This is a genomic window from Streptomyces sp. NPDC014891 (genome assembly GCF_043081085.1).
Lineage (GTDB): Bacteria > Actinomycetota > Actinomycetes > Streptomycetales > Streptomycetaceae > Streptomyces.
Genome location: NZ_JBIBWF010000008.1, coordinates 29,009 through 46,063 on the forward strand (window position 1 = coordinate 29,009; position 17,055 = coordinate 46,063).

15 protein-coding genes are annotated in these 17,055 nt (G+C 74.0%); 12 read left to right on the forward strand and 3 right to left on the reverse strand.

The annotated features are described in order from the left end of the window. Positions 1–86 precede the first annotated feature (86 nt). From ACF09E_RS22795 to ACF09E_RS22805, 3 genes are read left to right on the forward strand one after another with little or no spacing between them, the layout of a single operon-like run. Positions 87–968 carry a DUF5819 family protein gene (locus tag ACF09E_RS22795; RefSeq protein ID WP_392206757.1) on the forward strand — a complete coding sequence of 294 codons (882 nt, stop codon included), beginning with the start codon at positions 87–89 and terminating at the stop codon, positions 966–968. Further along, a complete protein-coding gene (locus ACF09E_RS22800) occupies positions 965–2,260 on the forward strand; it encodes an HTTM domain-containing protein (protein ID WP_392206758.1) in 1,296 nt (431 codons plus the stop codon). The genes ACF09E_RS22795 and ACF09E_RS22800 overlap by 4 nt, the downstream gene beginning before the upstream one ends. After that, entirely contained in the window at positions 2,257–2,934 is a 678-nt protein-coding gene (locus tag ACF09E_RS22805; RefSeq protein WP_392206759.1) for a TrmH family RNA methyltransferase, read from the forward strand. Before ACF09E_RS22800 ends, ACF09E_RS22805 begins: the two co-directional genes overlap by 4 nt. A gap of 74 nt (positions 2,935–3,008) precedes the next feature. On the opposite strand, the gene paaN is transcribed toward ACF09E_RS22805, so the two are convergent. Continuing rightward, positions 3,009–4,706 carry a phenylacetic acid degradation protein PaaN gene (gene paaN, locus ACF09E_RS22810; RefSeq protein ID WP_392206760.1) on the reverse strand — a complete coding sequence of 566 codons (1,698 nt, stop codon included), beginning with the start codon at positions 4,704–4,706 and terminating at the stop codon, positions 3,009–3,011. A gap of 124 nt (positions 4,707–4,830) precedes the next feature. Between paaN and ACF09E_RS22815 the strand changes: the two genes are divergently transcribed. Next, complete coding sequence (locus ACF09E_RS22815) at positions 4,831–6,450, forward strand: 3-hydroxyacyl-CoA dehydrogenase (RefSeq protein WP_392206761.1); 1,620 nt, start codon at positions 4,831–4,833, stop codon at positions 6,448–6,450. Beyond that, complete coding sequence (locus ACF09E_RS22820) at positions 6,447–7,037, forward strand: TetR/AcrR family transcriptional regulator (RefSeq protein ID WP_361853537.1); 591 nt, start codon at positions 6,447–6,449, stop codon at positions 7,035–7,037. Before ACF09E_RS22815 ends, ACF09E_RS22820 begins: the two co-directional genes overlap by 4 nt. A 56-nt stretch (positions 7,038–7,093) precedes the next feature. Here the strand turns inward: ACF09E_RS22820 and ACF09E_RS22825 are convergent, their stop codons facing one another. Next, a complete protein-coding gene (locus tag ACF09E_RS22825; RefSeq protein WP_392206762.1) occupies positions 7,094–7,684 on the reverse strand; it encodes an Lrp/AsnC family transcriptional regulator in 591 nt (196 codons plus the stop codon). A 177-nt stretch (positions 7,685–7,861) separates the two neighbouring features. Between ACF09E_RS22825 and pdhA the strand changes: the two genes are divergently transcribed. The 7 genes from pdhA (at position 7,862) to ACF09E_RS22860 (ending at position 16,268) form a co-directional block, all read left to right on the forward strand. Further along, a complete protein-coding gene (pdhA, locus tag ACF09E_RS22830; RefSeq protein WP_392207072.1) occupies positions 7,862–9,022 on the forward strand; it encodes a pyruvate dehydrogenase (acetyl-transferring) E1 component subunit alpha in 1,161 nt (386 codons plus the stop codon). Then, on the forward strand, positions 9,022–10,086 hold the full coding sequence (locus tag ACF09E_RS22835) for an alpha-ketoacid dehydrogenase subunit beta (protein WP_392206763.1): 1,065 nt from the start codon (positions 9,022–9,024) through the stop codon (positions 10,084–10,086). The genes pdhA and ACF09E_RS22835 overlap by 1 nt, the downstream gene beginning before the upstream one ends. Next, positions 10,086–11,516: a dihydrolipoamide acetyltransferase family protein gene (locus ACF09E_RS22840; protein ID WP_392206764.1), complete on the forward strand. Its 1,431-nt coding sequence runs from the start codon at positions 10,086–10,088 to the stop codon at positions 11,514–11,516. Before ACF09E_RS22835 ends, ACF09E_RS22840 begins: the two co-directional genes overlap by 1 nt. A gap of 136 nt (positions 11,517–11,652) precedes the next feature. Continuing rightward, entirely contained in the window at positions 11,653–12,675 is a 1,023-nt protein-coding gene (locus tag ACF09E_RS22845; RefSeq protein ID WP_392206765.1) for an NTP transferase domain-containing protein, read from the forward strand. Next, positions 12,672–14,162 carry a molybdopterin molybdotransferase MoeA gene (locus ACF09E_RS22850; RefSeq protein ID WP_392206766.1) on the forward strand — a complete coding sequence of 497 codons (1,491 nt, stop codon included), beginning with the start codon at positions 12,672–12,674 and terminating at the stop codon, positions 14,160–14,162. The genes ACF09E_RS22845 and ACF09E_RS22850 overlap by 4 nt, the downstream gene beginning before the upstream one ends. Positions 14,163–14,182: 20 nt before the next feature. Then, positions 14,183–15,244 (forward strand): potassium channel family protein, encoded by a 1,062-nt coding sequence (locus ACF09E_RS22855; protein ID WP_392207074.1) that lies wholly within the window; start codon positions 14,183–14,185, stop codon positions 15,242–15,244. A gap of 37 nt (positions 15,245–15,281) precedes the next feature. Next, on the forward strand, positions 15,282–16,268 hold the full coding sequence (locus ACF09E_RS22860; RefSeq protein WP_392206767.1) for an NAD(P)H-quinone oxidoreductase: 987 nt from the start codon (positions 15,282–15,284) through the stop codon (positions 16,266–16,268). A 181-nt stretch (positions 16,269–16,449) separates the two neighbouring features. Here ACF09E_RS22860 and ACF09E_RS22865 read toward each other — a convergent pair whose 3' ends face one another. Next, positions 16,450–16,998, reverse strand: a complete 549-nt coding sequence (locus ACF09E_RS22865; protein ID WP_015034799.1) for a bacterial proteasome activator family protein — start codon at positions 16,996–16,998, stop codon at positions 16,450–16,452. Positions 16,999–17,055 lie beyond the last annotated feature (57 nt).

Consider the following 17,055-nt stretch of genomic DNA (forward strand, 5'->3'; position numbering starts at 1 on the left):
GTTGAATGACTTCAATGGTGAGTCGGCGGCCCGTATGGTGTCAACCCTGTGGATAACCGGGGTGGGCCGATCGGGATCGGGGCGGGATGGACGGATACGTCGAGAAGGGCGCCGCGGACGCGGACGACGGCCGTCCGACACTCCCGGCCGACCCGCTGACGGAGGCCCCCGAGGCCGCGACCGAGGCACCGGAGACGGCCGCCGCTCCCGTACCGGAGACGGCCGCCGCGCGCGTACCGGAGACGGCCGCCGCGCGCGCCCCTGACACGGCACCCGCCGTCCCGCGCGAGGGGGGCGGGATCATGGCCCTGTCGATGCCCTACCAGGTGGTCCTCGCCGTGGCGCTCGCCGTCGTCGGCGTCTTCGCCTGCGTCCATCTGGCGATGGTGTTCCTGCACGTCGCGCCGTCCAACACGCTCACCAAGCGGCACGGCCAGGCGGTCGACGACTGGATCTATCCCGAGTTCGAACAGAACTGGAAGCTCTTCGCGCCCAACCCGCTCCAGCAGAACGTCTCCGTCGAGGTGCGCGCCGAGCTGGCGGACGCGGCCGGCGGCCGCCGCACGACCGGCTGGATCGACCTGACCGCCGAGGACGCCGCGGCCGTCCGGCACAACCCGATGCCCAGCCACGCCCAGCAGAACGAGCTCCGCCGGGCCGTGGACTTCTACCTCAACTCGCACACCGAGGACCACGCCCCCAACGGGATGCGCGGCCGGCTCTCGGAGGAGTACATGCGCCGGATCGCCATGCTGCGCCTCGCCGACCGGCCGGGCGACGTGCGGCGGATCCAGCTGCGCACCGTCACCCGGGCGGTCCCCGCCCCCCGGTGGAGCACCGAGAAGACCGACACCGCCCCCTCCTACCGCGACTTCCCGTGGTGGCGGGTCACCGACGCCGACCGGCCCACCGGGGCCGACCGGAGCCGCGCGGCGGCCGGCGCGAGCCGTACGGAGGCGGACCGATGACCGCCCCCGGCCCCGCTCCCTCCTCCGCCCCCGGCCCCGCCCCGGCGCCCTCCTCCGGCGGCACGCCCGCGCGTGGCCGAGCCCGCGAGCCCTTCGACCGCACGCTCGCCCGCGCCGTCCAGAACGTCACGGCCCACGCCCTCGGCCCGTACCAGACCGCGATCGTGCGCATCGGCTTCTCGCTGACCTGGCTGGTCTTCCTGCTGCGCGAGCTGCCGTTCCGGCACGAGCTGTACGGACCCGACGGGCCCTGGTCCTGGGAGATGGCCCGGCGGCTGATCGCCGACAACCGGTCCTTCACCGTGCTCATGTGGTCGGACGGCCGGCTCTGGTTCGAGTGCGTCTACGGGCTCGCCGTGCTCTCGGCCGTGCTCCTCCTCGTCGGCTGGCGCACCCGCGCCGTCTCCGTGGTCTTCATGGTCGGGGTGCTGTCGCTGCAGAACCGGTCCGTCTTCGTGGGCGACGGCGGCGACAACGTCCTCCACCTGGCCGCGATCTACCTCGTGCTGACCCGCTGCTCCCGCGTGTGGTCGCTGGACGCCCGGAGGGCCGCCCGGGAGGCCCGCGCGGCGGACGCCGGCGAGCCGCTGCCCGAGGACCGCGTGGGTCCCCTGCTGTGGACGGTGCTCGGGGGCTTCCTCCTCGCCACCACCTGGTTCAGCGAGATCACCGGCGAGTGGTGGCTGCCGGTGCTGCTGTGGGTCCTGTGGCTGGGGAACGGCCTGTGGTGGCTCGTCCGCCGGTACGCGCCCGGGGAGCCGCGCACCCTGCTCGACGCCCTCGCGAACCTCGCGCACAACGCCGCCCTCGTCGTGATCATGGCGGAGGTCTGCCTGATCTACGCCACGGCGGGCTGGTACAAGATCCAGGGCTCGCGCTGGCAGGACGGCACCGCGCTCTTCTACCCGCTCCACCTCGACTACTTCACGCCCTGGCCCGCACTCTCCGAGCTGCTCGGGAGCAGCGGGGTCATGGTGATGCTGCTGACCTACGGCACGGTGATCGTGCAGGTCGCGTTCCCGTTCACGCTCTTCCACCGCAAGGTCAAGAACGTCCTGCTCGTCGTGATGATGCTGGAGCACGCCGGGATCGCGGTGCTCCTCGGACTGCCCGTCTTCTCCCTCGCGATGATCTCCGCGGACGCCGTGTTCCTGCCGACGGCGTTCCTGGTGGCGCTCGGCGCCCGGGCCGCGCGGGTCGGGCGCCGGCTGCGGCGGAGGGCGCCCGAGGGGGCGCTGCCCGAGCAGCGCCGTAGGGGTGAGGAGCGCGGTCCCCGTACCCTCGTCGGGTGAGCACCACCGAAGAGACGGCAGCGGCCGAGGCGTCCGAGCCGGTCCAGTACGACGAGGGCTTCGGCACCGAGATCGGCGTCGGGCCGCACCCCGAGCCGTGGCCCGAGGGCGAGAGGTACGACCCCGAGCTGCTCGCCGGCGGTGACCGGCGCAACGTCGTCGACCGCTACCGGTACTGGACGCGGGAGGCGGTCGTCGCCGACCTCGACACCCGGCGGCACGACTTCCACGTGGCCGTGGAGAACTGGGGCCACGACTTCAACATCGGTTCGGTGGTGCGGACGGCGAACGCCTTCCTCGCGAAGGAGGTCCACATCGTGGGCCGGCGGCGCTGGAACCGGCGCGGCGCCATGGTCACCGACCGCTACCAGCACGTCCGGCACCACCCGGACACCGAGTCGCTGACCTCGTGGGCGGCGGCCGAGGGCATCCCCGTCATCGGGATCGACAACCTGCCGGGGGCGGTGCCGCTGGAGCGGACCGTGCTGCCCCGCCGGTGTGTGCTGCTCTTCGGTCAGGAGGGCCCCGGGCTCACCGAGGAGGCCCGCGCCCATGTGGAGATGGTCTGCTCGATCGCCCAGTTCGGTTCGACGCGCTCGATCAACGCGGGGGCGGCCGCGGCCGTCGCCATGCACGCCTGGATCCAGCGCTATGCGGAGATCGAGACGCCGTAGGGCGTGAGCGCCCCCGGGGGCCGTGGACGAGTCCCGCGTGGAGGCTCTCCGGAGCCTCCACGCGGGCGGGTGCCTCAGGCCTGGCGGCGGACCTCCACCACCCGGAAGCGGTTGGAGACGAAGGCGCCGTCGCACAGCGCGGCGTTCGCCGCCGGGTTGCCGCCGGAGCCGTGGAAGTCGGAGAACGCGGCCGTCTGGTTCACGTACACCCCGCCCGTGAGGTTCAGCGAGAGCTGGGCCGACTCCTCCAGGCAGACCTCCTCCACCGCGCGCTCGACGTCCGGCGAGGTGGTGTAGGCCCCGACCGTCATCGCGCCCTTCTCGCGGACCGTGCGCCGCAGGAGCTCCAGGGCGTCGGCGGTGGAGTCGACCGAGACGGCGAACGAGACCGGCCCGAAGCACTCCGAGAAGTACGCGGCCTCGGCGTCCGGCTTGGAGCCGTCCAGCTTCACGACGACCGGCGTGCGGACCACCGCGTCCGGGTACTCCGGGTTCACGACCTCGCGGGAGGCGAGCGCCACCTCGCCGAGGCCCGCGGCCGCCTCCAGGCGCGCCTTCACGTCCGGGTTGACCAGGGCGCCCAGCAGGCCGTTCGCCCGGGCGTCGTCGCCGAGCAGGCCGCCGACCGCCGAGGCGAGGTCGGCGACGACCTCGTCGTACGACTTGGGGCCCTGGTCGGTGGCGATGCCCTCGCGGGGGATCAGCAGGTTCTGCGGGGTGGTGCACATCTGGCCGCTGTACAGCGACAGCGAGAAGGCCAGGTTGGCGAGCATCCCCTGGTAGTCGTCGGTCGAGTCGACCACCACCGTGTTGACGCCGGCCTTCTCGGTGTAGACCTGGGCCTGGCGGGCGTTGGCCTCCAGCCAGTCGCCGAAGGCGGTCGAGCCGGTGTAGTCGATGATCCGGATCTCCGGGCGCACGGCCAGGGTCTTGGCGATGCCCTCCCCGGGCCGCTCGACGGCGAGCGCGACCAGGTTCGGGTCGAAGCCGGACTCGGCGAGCACCTCGCGGGCGACGCGCACGGTCAGGGCCAGCGGGAGCACCGCGCGCGGGTGCGGCTTGACCAGGACCGGGTTGCCGGTGGCGAGGGAGGCGAACAGGCCCGGGTAGCCGTTCCACGTGGGGAAGGTGTTGCAGCCGATGACCAGGGCGATGCCGCGGCCGACCGGGGTGAACTCCTTGCTCAGCTCCAGGGGCGCGCGCTTGCCCTGCGGCTTGGACCAGTCGGCCCGTCCCGCGGGGGTGCGGGTCTGCTCCGCGTACGCGTAGGCGACGGCTTCGAGGCCGCGGTCCTGGGCGTGCGGGCCGCCGGCCTGGAACGCCATCATGAACGCCTGGCCGCTGGTGTGCATGACGGCGTGGGCGAACTCGTGGGTGCGGGCGGAGATCCGGGCGAGGATCTCCAGGCAGACCAGGGCGCGGGTCTCGGCCCCGGCGTCGCGCCAGGCGGCCGTTCCGGCGCGCATCGCGGGGAGCAGGACGTCGATGTCGGCGTGCGGGTACTCGATGCCGAGCTCCGGGCCGTACGGCGAGGTCTCGCCGCCGGTCCAGCCGTCCGTGCCGGGCTGGTCGAGCTCGAACCGGGTGTTCAGCAGGGCCTGGTGGGCGGCGAGGCCGGCCGCCGCGTCGAGCGAGCCGTCCTCCCCGTACGCCTTCGGGTGCTCGGGGTACGGCGACCAGTAGGCGCGGGTCCGGATGGTGTCGAGCGCCTGGTCGAGCGTGGACCGGTGCTTCTCGGCCAGACGGTCGGTGGTCGGCAGAGCGGTGGCCATGGGTGGACCAACTCCTCGTCGAGCTGGGCAGGGAGACACGTACGGAGTTAGAGTAACCGAACGATCGGTCGGGACAAGGGGGCCTGTCGATCCTGTGGAGAACCCATCGGGGAGGATCACTCCTATGAGCGCCAACGTGACCGTCAGGGGGAGCGACGACGTGACCGCCAGTGAGCCTGCCGCCGCCGTGGAAGCGACCGGGACCGCGGCGGAGGCCGCGTCCGGACCGGTCCCCGAGCCCGTCGGGCGGGACCGCACCGTCGCCGTCGTCGGCACCGGCACCATGGGGCAGGGCATCGCCCAGGTCGCCCTGGTCGCCGGCCACCCCGTGCGCCTCTACGACAGCGCCCCCGGCCGCGCCGAGGAGGCCGTGGCCGCCCTCACCGCGCGCCTCGACCGGCTCGTCGAGAAGGGCCGGCTCGACGCCCCCGCGCGCGAGGCGGCGATCGGACGCCTGCACGCCGCCGGGGACCTCGCGGAGCTCGCGGACGCGGCCCTCGTCGTCGAGGCGATCGTCGAGCTGCTGCCCGTCAAGCAGCAGCTCTTCGCCGACCTGGAGAAGGTCGTCGGCGACGACACCGTCCTCGCCACCAACACCTCCTCGCTCTCCGTCACCGCCATCGCCGGAGGCCTGCGGCTGCCCGGCCGGTTCGTCGGACTGCACTTCTTCAACCCGGCGCCGCTGCTCCCCCTCGTCGAGGTCGTCAGCGGCTTCGCCACCGATCCGGACGTCGCCACGCGCGCGTACGAGACGGTGAAGGGCTGGGGCAAGACCCCGGTCAGGTGCGCGGACACCCCCGGATTCATCGTGAACCGGGTCGCCCGGCCCTTCTACGCGGAGGCGCTGCGGGTCTTCGAGGAGGGCGCCGCCGATCCGGCCACCATCGACGCGGCCCTGCGCGAGTGCGGCGGCTTCAGGATGGGCCCCTTCGAGCTCACCGACCTCATCGGCCAGGACGTGAACGAGGCCGTCACCCGCTCCGTCTGGGAGTCCTTCCACCAGGACCCCAAGTTCACGCCCTCGCTCGCCCAGCGGCGGCTGGTGGAGTCGGGACGGCTCGGCCGCAAGACGGGCCACGGCTGGTTCTCGTACGCGGACGGCGCGGAGCGGCCCGCACCGCACACGGCGGCGCCTGCGGAGGCGCCCGAGCGGATCGTGGTCCAGGGCGACCTCGGCCCGGCCGAACCGCTGGTCGGGCTCGTCGAGGAGGCCGGGATCACGGTCCGCCGCAAGCGGGGCGAGGGCCACATCGTGCTGCCGGGCGGCGGCAGGCTGATGCTCGCCGACGGCGACAGCTCCTTCGAGTTCTTCCCCGAGGAGATCGTCTACTTCGACCTCGCCCTCGACTACGCGCGCGCGAGCCGGATGGTGCTCTCCACCGGACGGCGCACCGCGCCCGAGACCCTCGCCGAGGCCGTGGGGCTCTTCCAGGCGCTCGGCAAGCAGGTCTCCGTGATCGGCGACGTGCCCGGCATGATCGTCGCCCGCACGGTCGCGATGCTGGCCGACCTCGCGGCCGACGCGGTCGACCGGGGCGTCGCCACCGCCGAGGACGTGGACACGGCGATGCGGCTCGGGGTGAACTACCCCGCCGGACCGCTGGAGTGGGCGGAGAAGCTGGGGCACCGGCGGGTCTGCGACCTGCTGCGGGGCCTGCACGAGCGCTACCCGACGGGCAGGTACGGGCCGAGCCAGGCCGTCGCCCGCCGGTGCGCCGACGCCGATGCGGAGGACACCCGATGACCACCGCCAAGCGCGACACGTACACCCCCGAGACGCTGCTCTCGGTGGCCGTGCGGGTCTTCAACGAGCGCGGCTACGACGGCACGTCCATGGAGCACCTCTCCAAGGCGGCCGGCATCTCCAAGTCGTCGATCTACCACCACGTGTCCGGCAAGGAGGAGCTGCTGCGGCGGGCGGTCAGCCGGGCGCTCGACGGGCTCTTCGCCATCCTCGACGAGCCGGACGCCGGACGCGGCCGGGCCGTCGAGCGGGTCGAGTACGTCACGCGCCGCACGGTCGAGGTGCTGATCGCGGAGCTCCCGTACGTGACGCTGCTGCTGCGGGTGCGCGGCAACACCGGAACCGAGCGCTGGGCCATGGAGCGGCGGCGCGAGTTCGACCACCGGGTGGCCGACCTCCTGAAGGCGGCGGCCGAGGAGGGCGACCTGCGGGCCGACGTGGACATCCGGCTCGCGACCCGGCTGCTCTTCGGCATGATCAACTCACTCGTGGAGTGGTACCGGCCCCACCCGGATTCCGCGGAGCGAGAGCAGCTCGCCGAGACCGTCGCGCACCTGGCCTTCGACGGGCTCCGCACGGCCCGCTGAGAGGCCGCCCGGGGCCTACGGCTCCCGGGGCCCCGCCCGCCTTCCCGGGGGCGGGCTCAGGCGTGCGGGTCCGTGTTGAGGTCCGTCTCCTCGAAGACCAGCAGCGTGCGCGTGGACAGCACCTCGGGGATCGCCTGGATGCGGGTCAGCACCAGCTCCCGCAGCGTCCGGTTGTCCGGCGTGTGCACCAGCAGCAGGACGTCGAAGTCGCCGCTGACCAGCGCGATGTGCGTGGCGCCCGGCAGCGCGCCGAGCTGCTCGCGGACCGTGCGCCAGGAGTTCTGGACGATCTTGAGTGTGATGTAGGCGGAGGCGCCGTGGCCCGCCCGCTCGTGGTTGACCCGGGCGCTGAAGCCGCGGATCACCCCGTCGTCGATGAGCCGGTTGATGCGCGCGTAGGCGTTGGCCCGGGAGACGTGCACCCGCTCGGCCACGGAGCGCACCGAGGCGCGGCCGTCCGTTTGCAGCAACCGCAGGATGTCCCGGTCGATCGCGTCCAGCGGGCGTGCCGGAAGCGCGCCCGTCGGCGTGCCGATCGGGGCGCTCAGCGCCTCGCCGGGCACCTCGCTCCCCGTCCCGCGGGGCTCGCCGCCCGTGTCGCCGTCCGGAGCCCCGCTCCGGTCGACGGCCATTTGTTCATCCGCCATGTCCCCCCGCCTCTCTCCGGTGGACGACCTGTACTCATCCCAGGCTGTGGAGAACCGTTTGTCCACAGGCTGAAGGTGCCTGTAGCCAAAATGCCTCCACGACCGAACAATCGGTAGGTGAGGCGCGCCACACTCGCGCCACCCGCCTTCGGGTCTTATGCCCGCTCCCACGAGGAGGTGGACTCGTTGCAACAGCGCAGTTCGACAGTCCAAGAGCCGCCCGGTGCCGTTCCCGCCCACCGGCCGACCCCGCCGCCGGCCTGGCAGCCGCGGACCGACCCCGCCCCGCTGCTGCCCGACACCGAGCCGCTGCGCGTGCTCGGCACGGACGCCGTGGCCGACGCCGACCCCGCGCTGCTGCTCCGGCTCTACGCGGAGCTGATCCGCGGCCGCCGGTACAACACGCAGGCCACCGCCCTCACCAAGCAGGGCCGGCTCGCCGTGTACCCCTCCACCCACGGCCAGGAGGCGTGCGAGATCGCCGCCGCCCTCGCCCTGGAGGAGCGCGACTGGCTCTTCCCCTCGTACCGCGACACCCTGGCCGCGGTGGCCCGCGGCCTCGACCCGGTGCAGGCGCTCACCCTGCTCCGTGGCGACTGGCACACCGGGTACGACCCGCACGAGCACCGCATCGCGCCGCTCTCCACCCCGCTCGCCACCCAGCTCCCGCACGCGGTGGGCCTCGCCCACGCCGCCCGGCTCAAGGGCGACGACGTCGTCGCCCTCGCGATGGTCGGCGACGGCGGCACCAGCGAGGGCGACTTCCACGAGGCGCTCAACTTCGCCGCCGTCTGGCAGGCCCCCGTGGTCTTCCTCGTGCAGAACAACGGCTTCGCGATCTCCGTGCCCCTCGCCAAGCAGACCGCCGCCCCCTCGCTGGCCCACAAGGCCGTCGGATACGGGATGCCCGGCCGGCTCGTCGACGGGAACGACGCGATCGCCGTCCACCAGGTGCTCACCGAGGCCGTGGCCCGTGCGCGGCGCGGCGGCGGCCCCACGCTCGTCGAGGCCGTCACGTACCGCATCGACGCCCACACCAACGCCGACGACGCCACCCGCTACCGCGCGGCCGCCGAGGTCGAGGCCTGGCGGGCGCACGACCCGATCCTCATCCTGGAGCGGGAGCTGACCGAGCGCGGCCTGCTCGACGAGGACGGCCGGCGGGAGGCCGCCGAGGCCGCCGAGACGATGGCCGCGGAGCTGCGCGAGCGGATGAACGCCGAGCCGGTGCTGAACCCGATGGACCTCTTCGCCCACGTGTACGCGGAGCAGACCACGCAGCTGCGGGAACAGGCGGCGCAGCTGCGCGCCGAGCTCGAAGCCGAGGGTGAGGCGTGATGACGACGGCGACGACCGGATCCACGGCGGACAGGACCGCCGGGAACCCCGGAAAGGGCGGCGGGGCCGGGAAGGCCAAGCCCGCCACGATGGCGCAGGCGCTCCAGCGCGCCATGCGCGACGCGATGGCCGAGGACCCCACCGTCCACGTGATGGGCGAGGACGTCGGCACCCTCGGCGGCGTCTTCCGGGTCACCGACGGGCTCGCCAAGGAGTTCGGCGAGGACCGCTGCACGGACACCCCGCTGGCCGAGGCGGGCATCCTCGGCGCGGCGGTCGGCATGGCGATGTACGGCCTGCGGCCGGTCGTCGAGATGCAGTTCGACGCGTTCGCCTACCCGGCGTTCGAGCAGCTGATCTCCCACGTGGCGAAGATGCGGAACCGCACGCGCGGCGCGATGCCGATGCCGATCGTCATCCGCGTCCCGTACGGCGGCGGGATCGGCGGCGTCGAGCACCACAGCGACTCCTCCGAGGCCTACTACACGGCCACCCCGGGACTCCACGTCGTCACCCCGGCCACCGTGGAGGACGCCTACGGGCTGCTGCGCGCGGCCATCGCCTCCGACGACCCGGTGGTCTTCCTGGAGCCCAAGCGGCTCTACTGGTCGAAGTCCGACTGGTCCCCCGAGGCGCCGGCGGCCGTGGAGCCGATCGGCAAGGCCGTGGTGCGGCGGCGCGGCACCGGTGCCACGCTGATCACCTACGGACCCTCCGTGCCCGTCTGCCTGGAGGCGGCGGAGGCCGCGCAGGCCGAGGGCTGGGACCTGGAGGTCATCGACCTCCGCTCGCTCGTCCCCTTCGACGACGAGACCGTCTGCGCCTCGGTGCGGCGCACCGGTCGCGCCGTCGTCGTCCACGAGTCGGCGGGCTTCGGCGGCCCCGGCGCGGAGATCGCCGCGCGCGTGACCGAGCGGTGCTTCCACCACCTGGAGGCGCCGGTGCTGCGGGTCGCGGGCTTCGACATCCCGTACCCGCCGCCGATGCTGGAACGGCACCATCTGCCGGGCGTGGACCGGGTCCTGGACGCGGTGGCGCGGCTGCAGTGGGAGGCGGGAAGCTGATGGCGCAGGTGCTCGAGTTCAAGCTGCCCGACCTCGGCGAGGGACTCACCGAGGCGGAGATCGTCCGCTGGCTGGTCGGCGTCGGCGACGTCGTCGCCATCGACCAGCCGGTCGTCGAGGTCGAGACGGCCAAGGCCATGGTCGAGGTGCCCTGCCCGTACGGCGGTGTCGTGACCGCCCGGTACGGCGAGGAGGGCACCGAACTGCCCGTCGGCGCACCGCTGCTGACGGTCGCGGTGGGCGGGACGGGCGCGCCGGAGGAGCTCGCCGAGGCCGCTCCCGGCGCCGCGCCCACGGCGGGGGAGGGTGCTGCCGAGTCCGCCGTGTCGTCGGAGTACTCGGGCAATGTGCTCGTCGGGTACGGCACGGCCGGTCCCGCCGCCCGGCGGCGCCGGGTGCGCCACGAGAGCCACGCCGTGGCGAAGGCACCCGAGCCCGCCGCCCCGGCCGCGCAGGCGCCCGCCGCCCCGGTCGCGTCGGCTCCGGCCGCGTCGGCTCAGGTCGCCGGGTCCGGCACGGGCCACGAGGGGCCGGTGCCGGTCATCTCGCCGCTGGTGCGGAAGCTGGCCAGGGACCGCGGGCTCGATCTGCGCGAGGTGCGGGGATCGGGGCCCGAGGGCCTGATCCTGCGGGCCGACGTCGAGCTGGCCCTCGCGGCCCTCGACCGTCCGGCGTCCGCGCCGGCGCCCGCCCCCGCCCGCGCGGCGGCCCCCGCGGCCTCCTCCGCGGTCGTGGCACCGGTCGGGGAGCGGGTCCCGCTGCGCGGGGTCCGCGGCGCCGTGGCGGACAAGCTGTCGCGCAGCCGCACGGAGATCCCGGACGCGACCTGCTGGGTCGACGCCGACGCGACGGAGCTGATGGCCGCACGCACGGCGATGAACGCGGCGGGCGGGCCGAAGATCTCGCTCCTCGCGCTCCTCGCCCGGATCTGCGTGCACGCCCTGGCGCGGTTCCCCGAGCTGAACTCCACCGTGGACACCGCGACGCGGGAGATCGTCCGGCTGCCGGACGTGCACCTCGGCTTCGCCGCGCAGACCCCGCGGGGCCTGGTCGTGCCCGTGGTCAAGGACGCGGGGACCCGGACGGCGGAGTCGCTGACGGCGGAGTTCGCCCGACTCACGGAGGCCGCACGGGAGTCGGCGCTCACCCCGGCCGATCTGACCGGGGGCACCTTCACCCTGAACAACTACGGGGTGTTCGGGGTCGACGGCTCCACGCCGATCATCAACCACCCCGAGGCCGCGATGCTCGGTGTCGGCCGGATCATCCCCAAGCCGTGGGTCCACCAGGGCGAACTGGCCGTGCGTCAGGTGGTGCAGCTCTCGTTCACCTTCGACCACCGCGTCTGCGACGGCGGCACGGCGGGCGGCTTCCTGCGGTACGTGGCGGACTGCGTCGAGCAGCCCGCGGTCCTGCTCCGCACGCTCTGACGCGGCGCTCCGGCGGGACCCGTCCGGTCCCGCCGGCCCGCTTCGGTCCCGGCCGCCGACCGTCCCGCCGGCCGGGCCGTCTCACCAAGGGAGACGCACCCGGCGGCGGGCAGCGGCGACGGACCATACTGCTGGGGTGACCACCCCCCATGACGCCGTCGTGCTCGCCGGAGGCGCCGCCCGGCGTCTCGGCGGCGCCGACAAGCCCGGCGTACGGGTCGGCGGCCGGCCGCTGCTCGACCGGGTCCTCGCCGCGTGCCGTGGCGCGGAGCGGACGGTCGTCGTCGGCGCCCCCCGCCCGACCGTCCGTCCCGTCCGCTGGACCAGGGAGGACCCGCCCGGCGGGGGCCCGCTCGCCGCTCTGGACGCGGGAGTACGCGCCATGGACGCGGACCCCGACGGCCCGGCGACTGGGACCAGTACCAGTACCAGTACCAGTACCGGTGCCGGTACCGATGACCAGGGAACGAGCGTCGCTCAGGCGGGTGGGGCGCCGACCGGGGGTGTTCTGGCGGGTGGGGCGCCGACCGGTGGTGCTCAGGCAGGCGGGGGCGGCGGCCGTGTGCTGCTCGTGCTCTCCGCCGACCTGCCCTTCCTCGACGAGGACACCGTCCACCGGCTGCTCGGCGCGCTCTCCGACCACCCCGAGGCCGAGGCCGCGCTCCTCACCGACGCCGAGGAACGGGACCAGCCGCTCGTCGCCGTCTACCGAACGACCCCGCTCCGACGGGAGTTGGCGCGGATCGCCGAGGAACGCGGCACCCTCGCCGGCGGTCCGCTGCGGCGGCTCACCGGCGCCCTGAGCCTCGTCCGGGTCGCCGCGGCGCCGCACGCCTCCTTCGACTGCGACACCTGGGAGGACATCGCCACGGCCCGGGCCCGCATCAGGGAGCATGGGACCGTGCTGGATGAATGGATCACCGCAGTCAAGGACGAACTGGGTATCGAGCTGGACGTCGACACCGGCGTGCTGCTCGATCTGGCCCGCGACGCCGCCCACGGCGTGGCCCGCCCCGCCGCTCCCCTGACCACCTTCCTGGTGGGCTACGCGGCCGCGCGCGCGGCCGACGGGGGCGGCCCCGAGGCGGTCGCCGAGGCCGCCCGCAAGGCCGCCGCGCTGGCCCAGCGCTGGGCCGCCGAGCAGGACGAGGCCGGATGACCCTGCAGGAGCACCTCCCGGTGACCCCCGGAACCGGCGACAAGCGGTCCGGGCAGCCGCACCGGGCCACCGCCTGGCCCGAGGCGCGCGCCGCGGCCGTACGTGCCGGGGCCGCCGCCCGGGCCGTCCGGGCGCCGCTCGGCGTACCGCTCGCTCAGGCCCTCGGCCAGGCCCTCGCCGTGCCGCTGCTCGCCCTCACCGACCTGCCGTCCTTCGACACCTCCGCCATGGACGGCTGGGCCGTCGCGGGGCCCGGGCCGTGGACCGTACGGGCCCAGGACGCCGTCCTCGCCGGCCGCGCGTCCGAGGCCGTCGCGCACGACGGCGAGGCCGTGCGGATCGCCACCGGGGCCCGCGTCCCCGACGGCACCACCGCCGTGGTCCGCAGCGAGCACGCCCGCACCGAGGGCGCCCTGCTGTACGCCCTGCGCGAGGTCGTACCGGGACAGGACATCCGGCCCCGCGGCCAGGAGTGCCGTTCCGGCGAGGAGCTGCTGCCCGCCGGCAGCGTCGTGACCCCCGCCGTGCTGGGCCTCGCCGCGGCCGCCGGATACGACGAGCTTCCCGTGCCGCCCCGCCCCCGGGTCGAGATCCTGGTCCTCGGCGACGAGCTGCTCGCCGCGGGGCTCCCCCACGACGGCCTCATCCGCGACGCCCTCGGCCCGATGCTGGGCCCGTGGCTGGCGGCTCTCGGCGCCGACGTCCTCGGCGTCCGCCGCATCGGAGACGAGGCCGAGGAGCTGTACGCGGCCGTCACCGGTTCCGCCGCCGATCTGGTGCTCACCACCGGCGGGACCGCCGCCGGGCCCGTGGACCACGTCCACGGAGTCCTGGAGAAGGCCGGTGCGACGCTCCTGGTCGACGGGGTGAAGGTCCGCCCGGGCCACCCGATGCTCCTCGCCCGCCTCGACACGCTTCCCGAGGCGATCGAGCCCGGCCCACCGGACTCCGAGCCGCCCGAGCCCGTGCCGTCCGGCGTCTCCGGGTCCCCTGCCACGCTGTCGGGGGCCACCGCGTCCCCTGCCACGCCGTCCGGGGACACCGGGCTCGCCGCCGCCCCGGCCGCGGGTGGTCCGGCCACCGACGTGACGGCCGGGGGTGCACCGGCCCCGCGCGTCCGTCATCTCGTCGGGCTTCCCGGCAACCCCCTCGCGGCGGTCTCCGGGCTCCTGACGCTGGCCGAGCCGCTTCTGGCGGCCCTGACCGGGGCCGCGGCCGCCGTGCCCGAGCCGTCGCGGGTCCCCGTGCGGGACGAGGTGCACGGCCACCCGTACGACACCCGGCTGGTCCCGGTCGTGCGCCGCGGTGGACGGGCCGTACCCCTGCGCTACAACGGACCGGCCATGCTGCGCGGCATCGCCGCCGCCGACGGACTGGCCGTCGTCCCGCCCGGCGGCGCCCGCCCCGGCCAAGAACTGGATGTCCTCGACCTTTCCTGGCCGGCGGCAGAGGAGGCCGTACCGGCCCAAGGAGCGTGTTTCACGTGAAACTTCCCAGTCGTGACGCGATGGCCCGCCACGCGGAGGAACGGATCTCCGGCCCGCAGATCAAGCTGCCCCGCCGAGAGGTCGAGCGGCCCCTGCGCCAGGTCGGCAAGCGGCTCCTGATGGCCCTCGGCGTGCTGGCCGTGACGATCATGATCGTCTACGTCGACCGCGGCGGGTATCACGACAACGCCAACGAGACGCTCGACTTCCTCGACTGCGCCTACTACGCGACCGTCACGCTCTCCACCACCGGATACGGCGACATCGTCCCGTACAGCGACACGGCACGGCTCGCCAACATCCTGCTGGTCACGCCTCTGCGCGTGCTGTTTCTGATCATCCTGGTCGGTACCACCCTCGAGGTCCTCACGGAGCGGACCCGCGAGGAATTCCGGCTGAACCGCTGGAGGTCCACCTTGCGTGACCACACCGTCATCGTCGGCTTCGGCACCAAGGGGCGGTCCGCGATCCAGACGCTCTGCGCCACCGGTCTCAGCAAGGAGCAGATCGTCATCGTCGATCCCTCCAACAAGGTGATCGAGACGGCGAACGCGGACGGCTTCGTCGGCGTCGTCGGCGACGCGACCCGCAGTGACGTGCTGCTCCGCGCCGAGGTGCAGCGCGCCCGGCAGATCGTCATCGCCACCCAGCGCGACGACACGGCCGTTCTGGTCACCCTCACGGCCCGCCAGCTCAACCGAGGCGCGAAGATCGTCGCCGCGGTCCGCGAGGAGGAGAACGCGCCGCTGCTGCGCCAGTCCGGCGCGGACGCGGTCATCACCAGCGCCAGCGCCGCCGGACGCCTGCTCGGCCTGTCCGTGCTGAGCCCCAGCGCCGGCACGGTCATGGAGGACCTCATCCAGCAGGGCTCCGGCCTCGACCTGGTGGAGCGCCCGGTGACCAAGAGCGAGGTGGGGAAGAGCGTCCGCGAGACCGGTGACCTGGTCGTGAGCGTGCTGCGCGGCCACCGGCTGCTCGGGTACGACGACCCCGCCGCCAGCCCCCTCCAGCTCACCGACCGGGTGATCACCATCGTCCGGGCCGCGCCGGTCACCCCGCTCAGGACACCGCCGGAGGACTGAGCACGACCCGCCCGGTGCCGGGAGTAGCCTCGCCGGCATGTATGCGATCACGATTCCGGAACCCGGTGGTCCCGAGGCCCTCGTCTGGGCCGAGGTGCCCGATCCCGTACCCGGCGAGGGCGAGGTCCTCGTCGAGGTGGCGGCGAGTGCCGTCAACCGCGCCGACCTGCTCCAGCGGCAGGGCTTCTACGACCCGCCGCCGGGCAGCTCGCCGTACCCCGGCCTGGAGTGCTCGGGCAGGATCTCCGCGCTCGGCCCGGGCGTGGCGGGCTGGGCGGTCGGCGACGAGGTCTGCGCGCTGCTCGCCGGCGGCGGATACGCGGAGAAGGTCGTCGTCCCCGCGGGCCAGCTGCTTCCGGTGCCCGAGGGCGTCGACGTGGCCACGGCCGCGGCGCTCCCCGAGGTGGCCTGCACCGTCTGGTCCAACATCTTCATGATCGCCCACCTGCGTCCGGGGGAGACGCTGCTTGTGCACGGCGGGGCGAGCGGGATCGGCACGATGGCGATCCAGCTGGCCAAGGCGATCGGGGCGCGGGTCGCGGTCACCGCGGGCGGCCCCGAGAAGCTGGCGCGCTGTGCCGAGCTCGGCGCGGACATCCTCATCGACTACCGCGAGCAGGACTTCGTCGAGGAGCTGGCGAAGGCGACGGACGAGGCGGGGGCGGACGTCATCCTGGACATCGTCGGCGCCAAGTACCTGGAGCGGAACGTGAAGGCGCTGGCCGTGAACGGCCGGCTCGTCGTCATCGGCCTGCAGGGCGGCGTCAAGGGCGAGCTGAACCTCGGGGCGCTGCTCGCGAAGCGGGCCGCGGTCATGGCGACCACGCTGCGGGCCCGTCCAGCGGACGAGAAGGCGGCGATCGTGGCCGCCGTCCGGGAACACGTCTGGCCGCTGATCGGCGCGGGAACGGTCCGGCCGGTCGTCGACCGGACGCTGTCGCTGAGCGACGCCTCCGAGGGACACCGGGCGCTGGAGGCGGGCAGCCACGTCGGCAAGGTCCTGCTGCTGGCTCCGCGGGCCTGACGGGCCCGGTTCCTCGGGGTAGGGCCCGGGGACTTCGCCCGCTTCCTCGGGGTGAGGCCTGGGGCTTCGCCCGGTTCCTCGGGGTGCGGCCCGGGGGCCTCGCCCGCTGCGTCGTCACGGATGCGTGAAGGGCCCGGCACGCGGTGTGCCGGGCCCCTCCTCGTCCGTGCTTCGCCGGGGGCTACAGGTACGGCCCCGAGCGGACCGCGTGGCCGGGGCCGCGGTCGTCGTCGTCATCGTCGTGCGACGCGCCCGGCGGGAGCGCCCGGCGCATCTGCTCCAGCTGGGCGCGGGCCGCCATCTGCTGGGCGAAGAGCGCCGTCTGGATGCCGTGGAAGAGGCCCTCCAGCCAGCCGACGAGCTGCGCCTGCGCGATGCGCAGCTCCGCCTCGGAGGGGATCGCCTCGTCCGTGAACGGCAGGGATAGCCGCTCCAGTTCCTCGACCAGTTCGGGCGCGAGCCCGTCCTCCAGCTCCTTCACGGAGCTGGCGTGGATGTCCTTGAGCCTGACCCGGCTGGCCTCGTCGAGAGGTGCCGCGCGTACTTCCTCCAGGAGCTGCTTGATCATGCTGCCGATCCGCATGACCTTCGCAGGCTGCTCGACCATTTCCGTCACCGGGACCTCGCGGGGTTCGTCGTCGCCCTGAGTGCCGCCGAGCGCCATCCCGTCCTGTCCCACGATGAGGACCTGGGGGCTCTCCTGCGACCTGTCATTCCTCGGCATCTCCATGCCGCCATTCTCTCGTACACATGCGTCACCACGGGGTGTGCCCCCGTACGAGGGTGA

Excerpts from the sequence above, each read along its gene's own strand:
- ACF09E_RS22795 (WP_392206757.1), top strand. The coding sequence starts at position 87 with ATGGACGGATACGTCGAGAAGGGCGCCGCGGACGCGGACGACGGCCGT.
- ACF09E_RS22855 (WP_392207074.1), top strand. The coding sequence starts at position 14,183 with ATGGCCCGCCACGCGGAGGAACGGATCTCCGGCCCGCAGATCAAGCTG.
- ACF09E_RS22850 (WP_392206766.1), top strand. The coding sequence starts at position 12,672 with ATGACCCTGCAGGAGCACCTCCCGGTGACCCCCGGAACCGGCGACAAG.
- ACF09E_RS22860 (WP_392206767.1), top strand. The coding sequence starts at position 15,282 with ATGTATGCGATCACGATTCCGGAACCCGGTGGTCCCGAGGCCCTCGTC.
- ACF09E_RS22815 (WP_392206761.1), top strand. The coding sequence starts at position 4,831 with ATGAGCGCCAACGTGACCGTCAGGGGGAGCGACGACGTGACCGCCAGT.
- ACF09E_RS22825 (WP_392206762.1), bottom strand. The coding sequence starts at position 7,684 with ATGGCGGATGAACAAATGGCCGTCGACCGGAGCGGGGCTCCGGACGGC.
- ACF09E_RS22800 (WP_392206758.1), top strand. The coding sequence starts at position 965 with ATGACCGCCCCCGGCCCCGCTCCCTCCTCCGCCCCCGGCCCCGCCCCG.
- ACF09E_RS22865 (WP_015034799.1), bottom strand. The coding sequence starts at position 16,998 with ATGGAGATGCCGAGGAATGACAGGTCGCAGGAGAGCCCCCAGGTCCTC.
- ACF09E_RS22840 (WP_392206764.1), top strand. The coding sequence starts at position 10,086 with ATGGCGCAGGTGCTCGAGTTCAAGCTGCCCGACCTCGGCGAGGGACTC.
- paaN (WP_392206760.1), bottom strand. The coding sequence starts at position 4,706 with ATGGCCACCGCTCTGCCGACCACCGACCGTCTGGCCGAGAAGCACCGG.
- ACF09E_RS22820 (WP_361853537.1), top strand. The coding sequence starts at position 6,447 with ATGACCACCGCCAAGCGCGACACGTACACCCCCGAGACGCTGCTCTCG.
- ACF09E_RS22835 (WP_392206763.1), top strand. The coding sequence starts at position 9,022 with ATGACGACGGCGACGACCGGATCCACGGCGGACAGGACCGCCGGGAAC.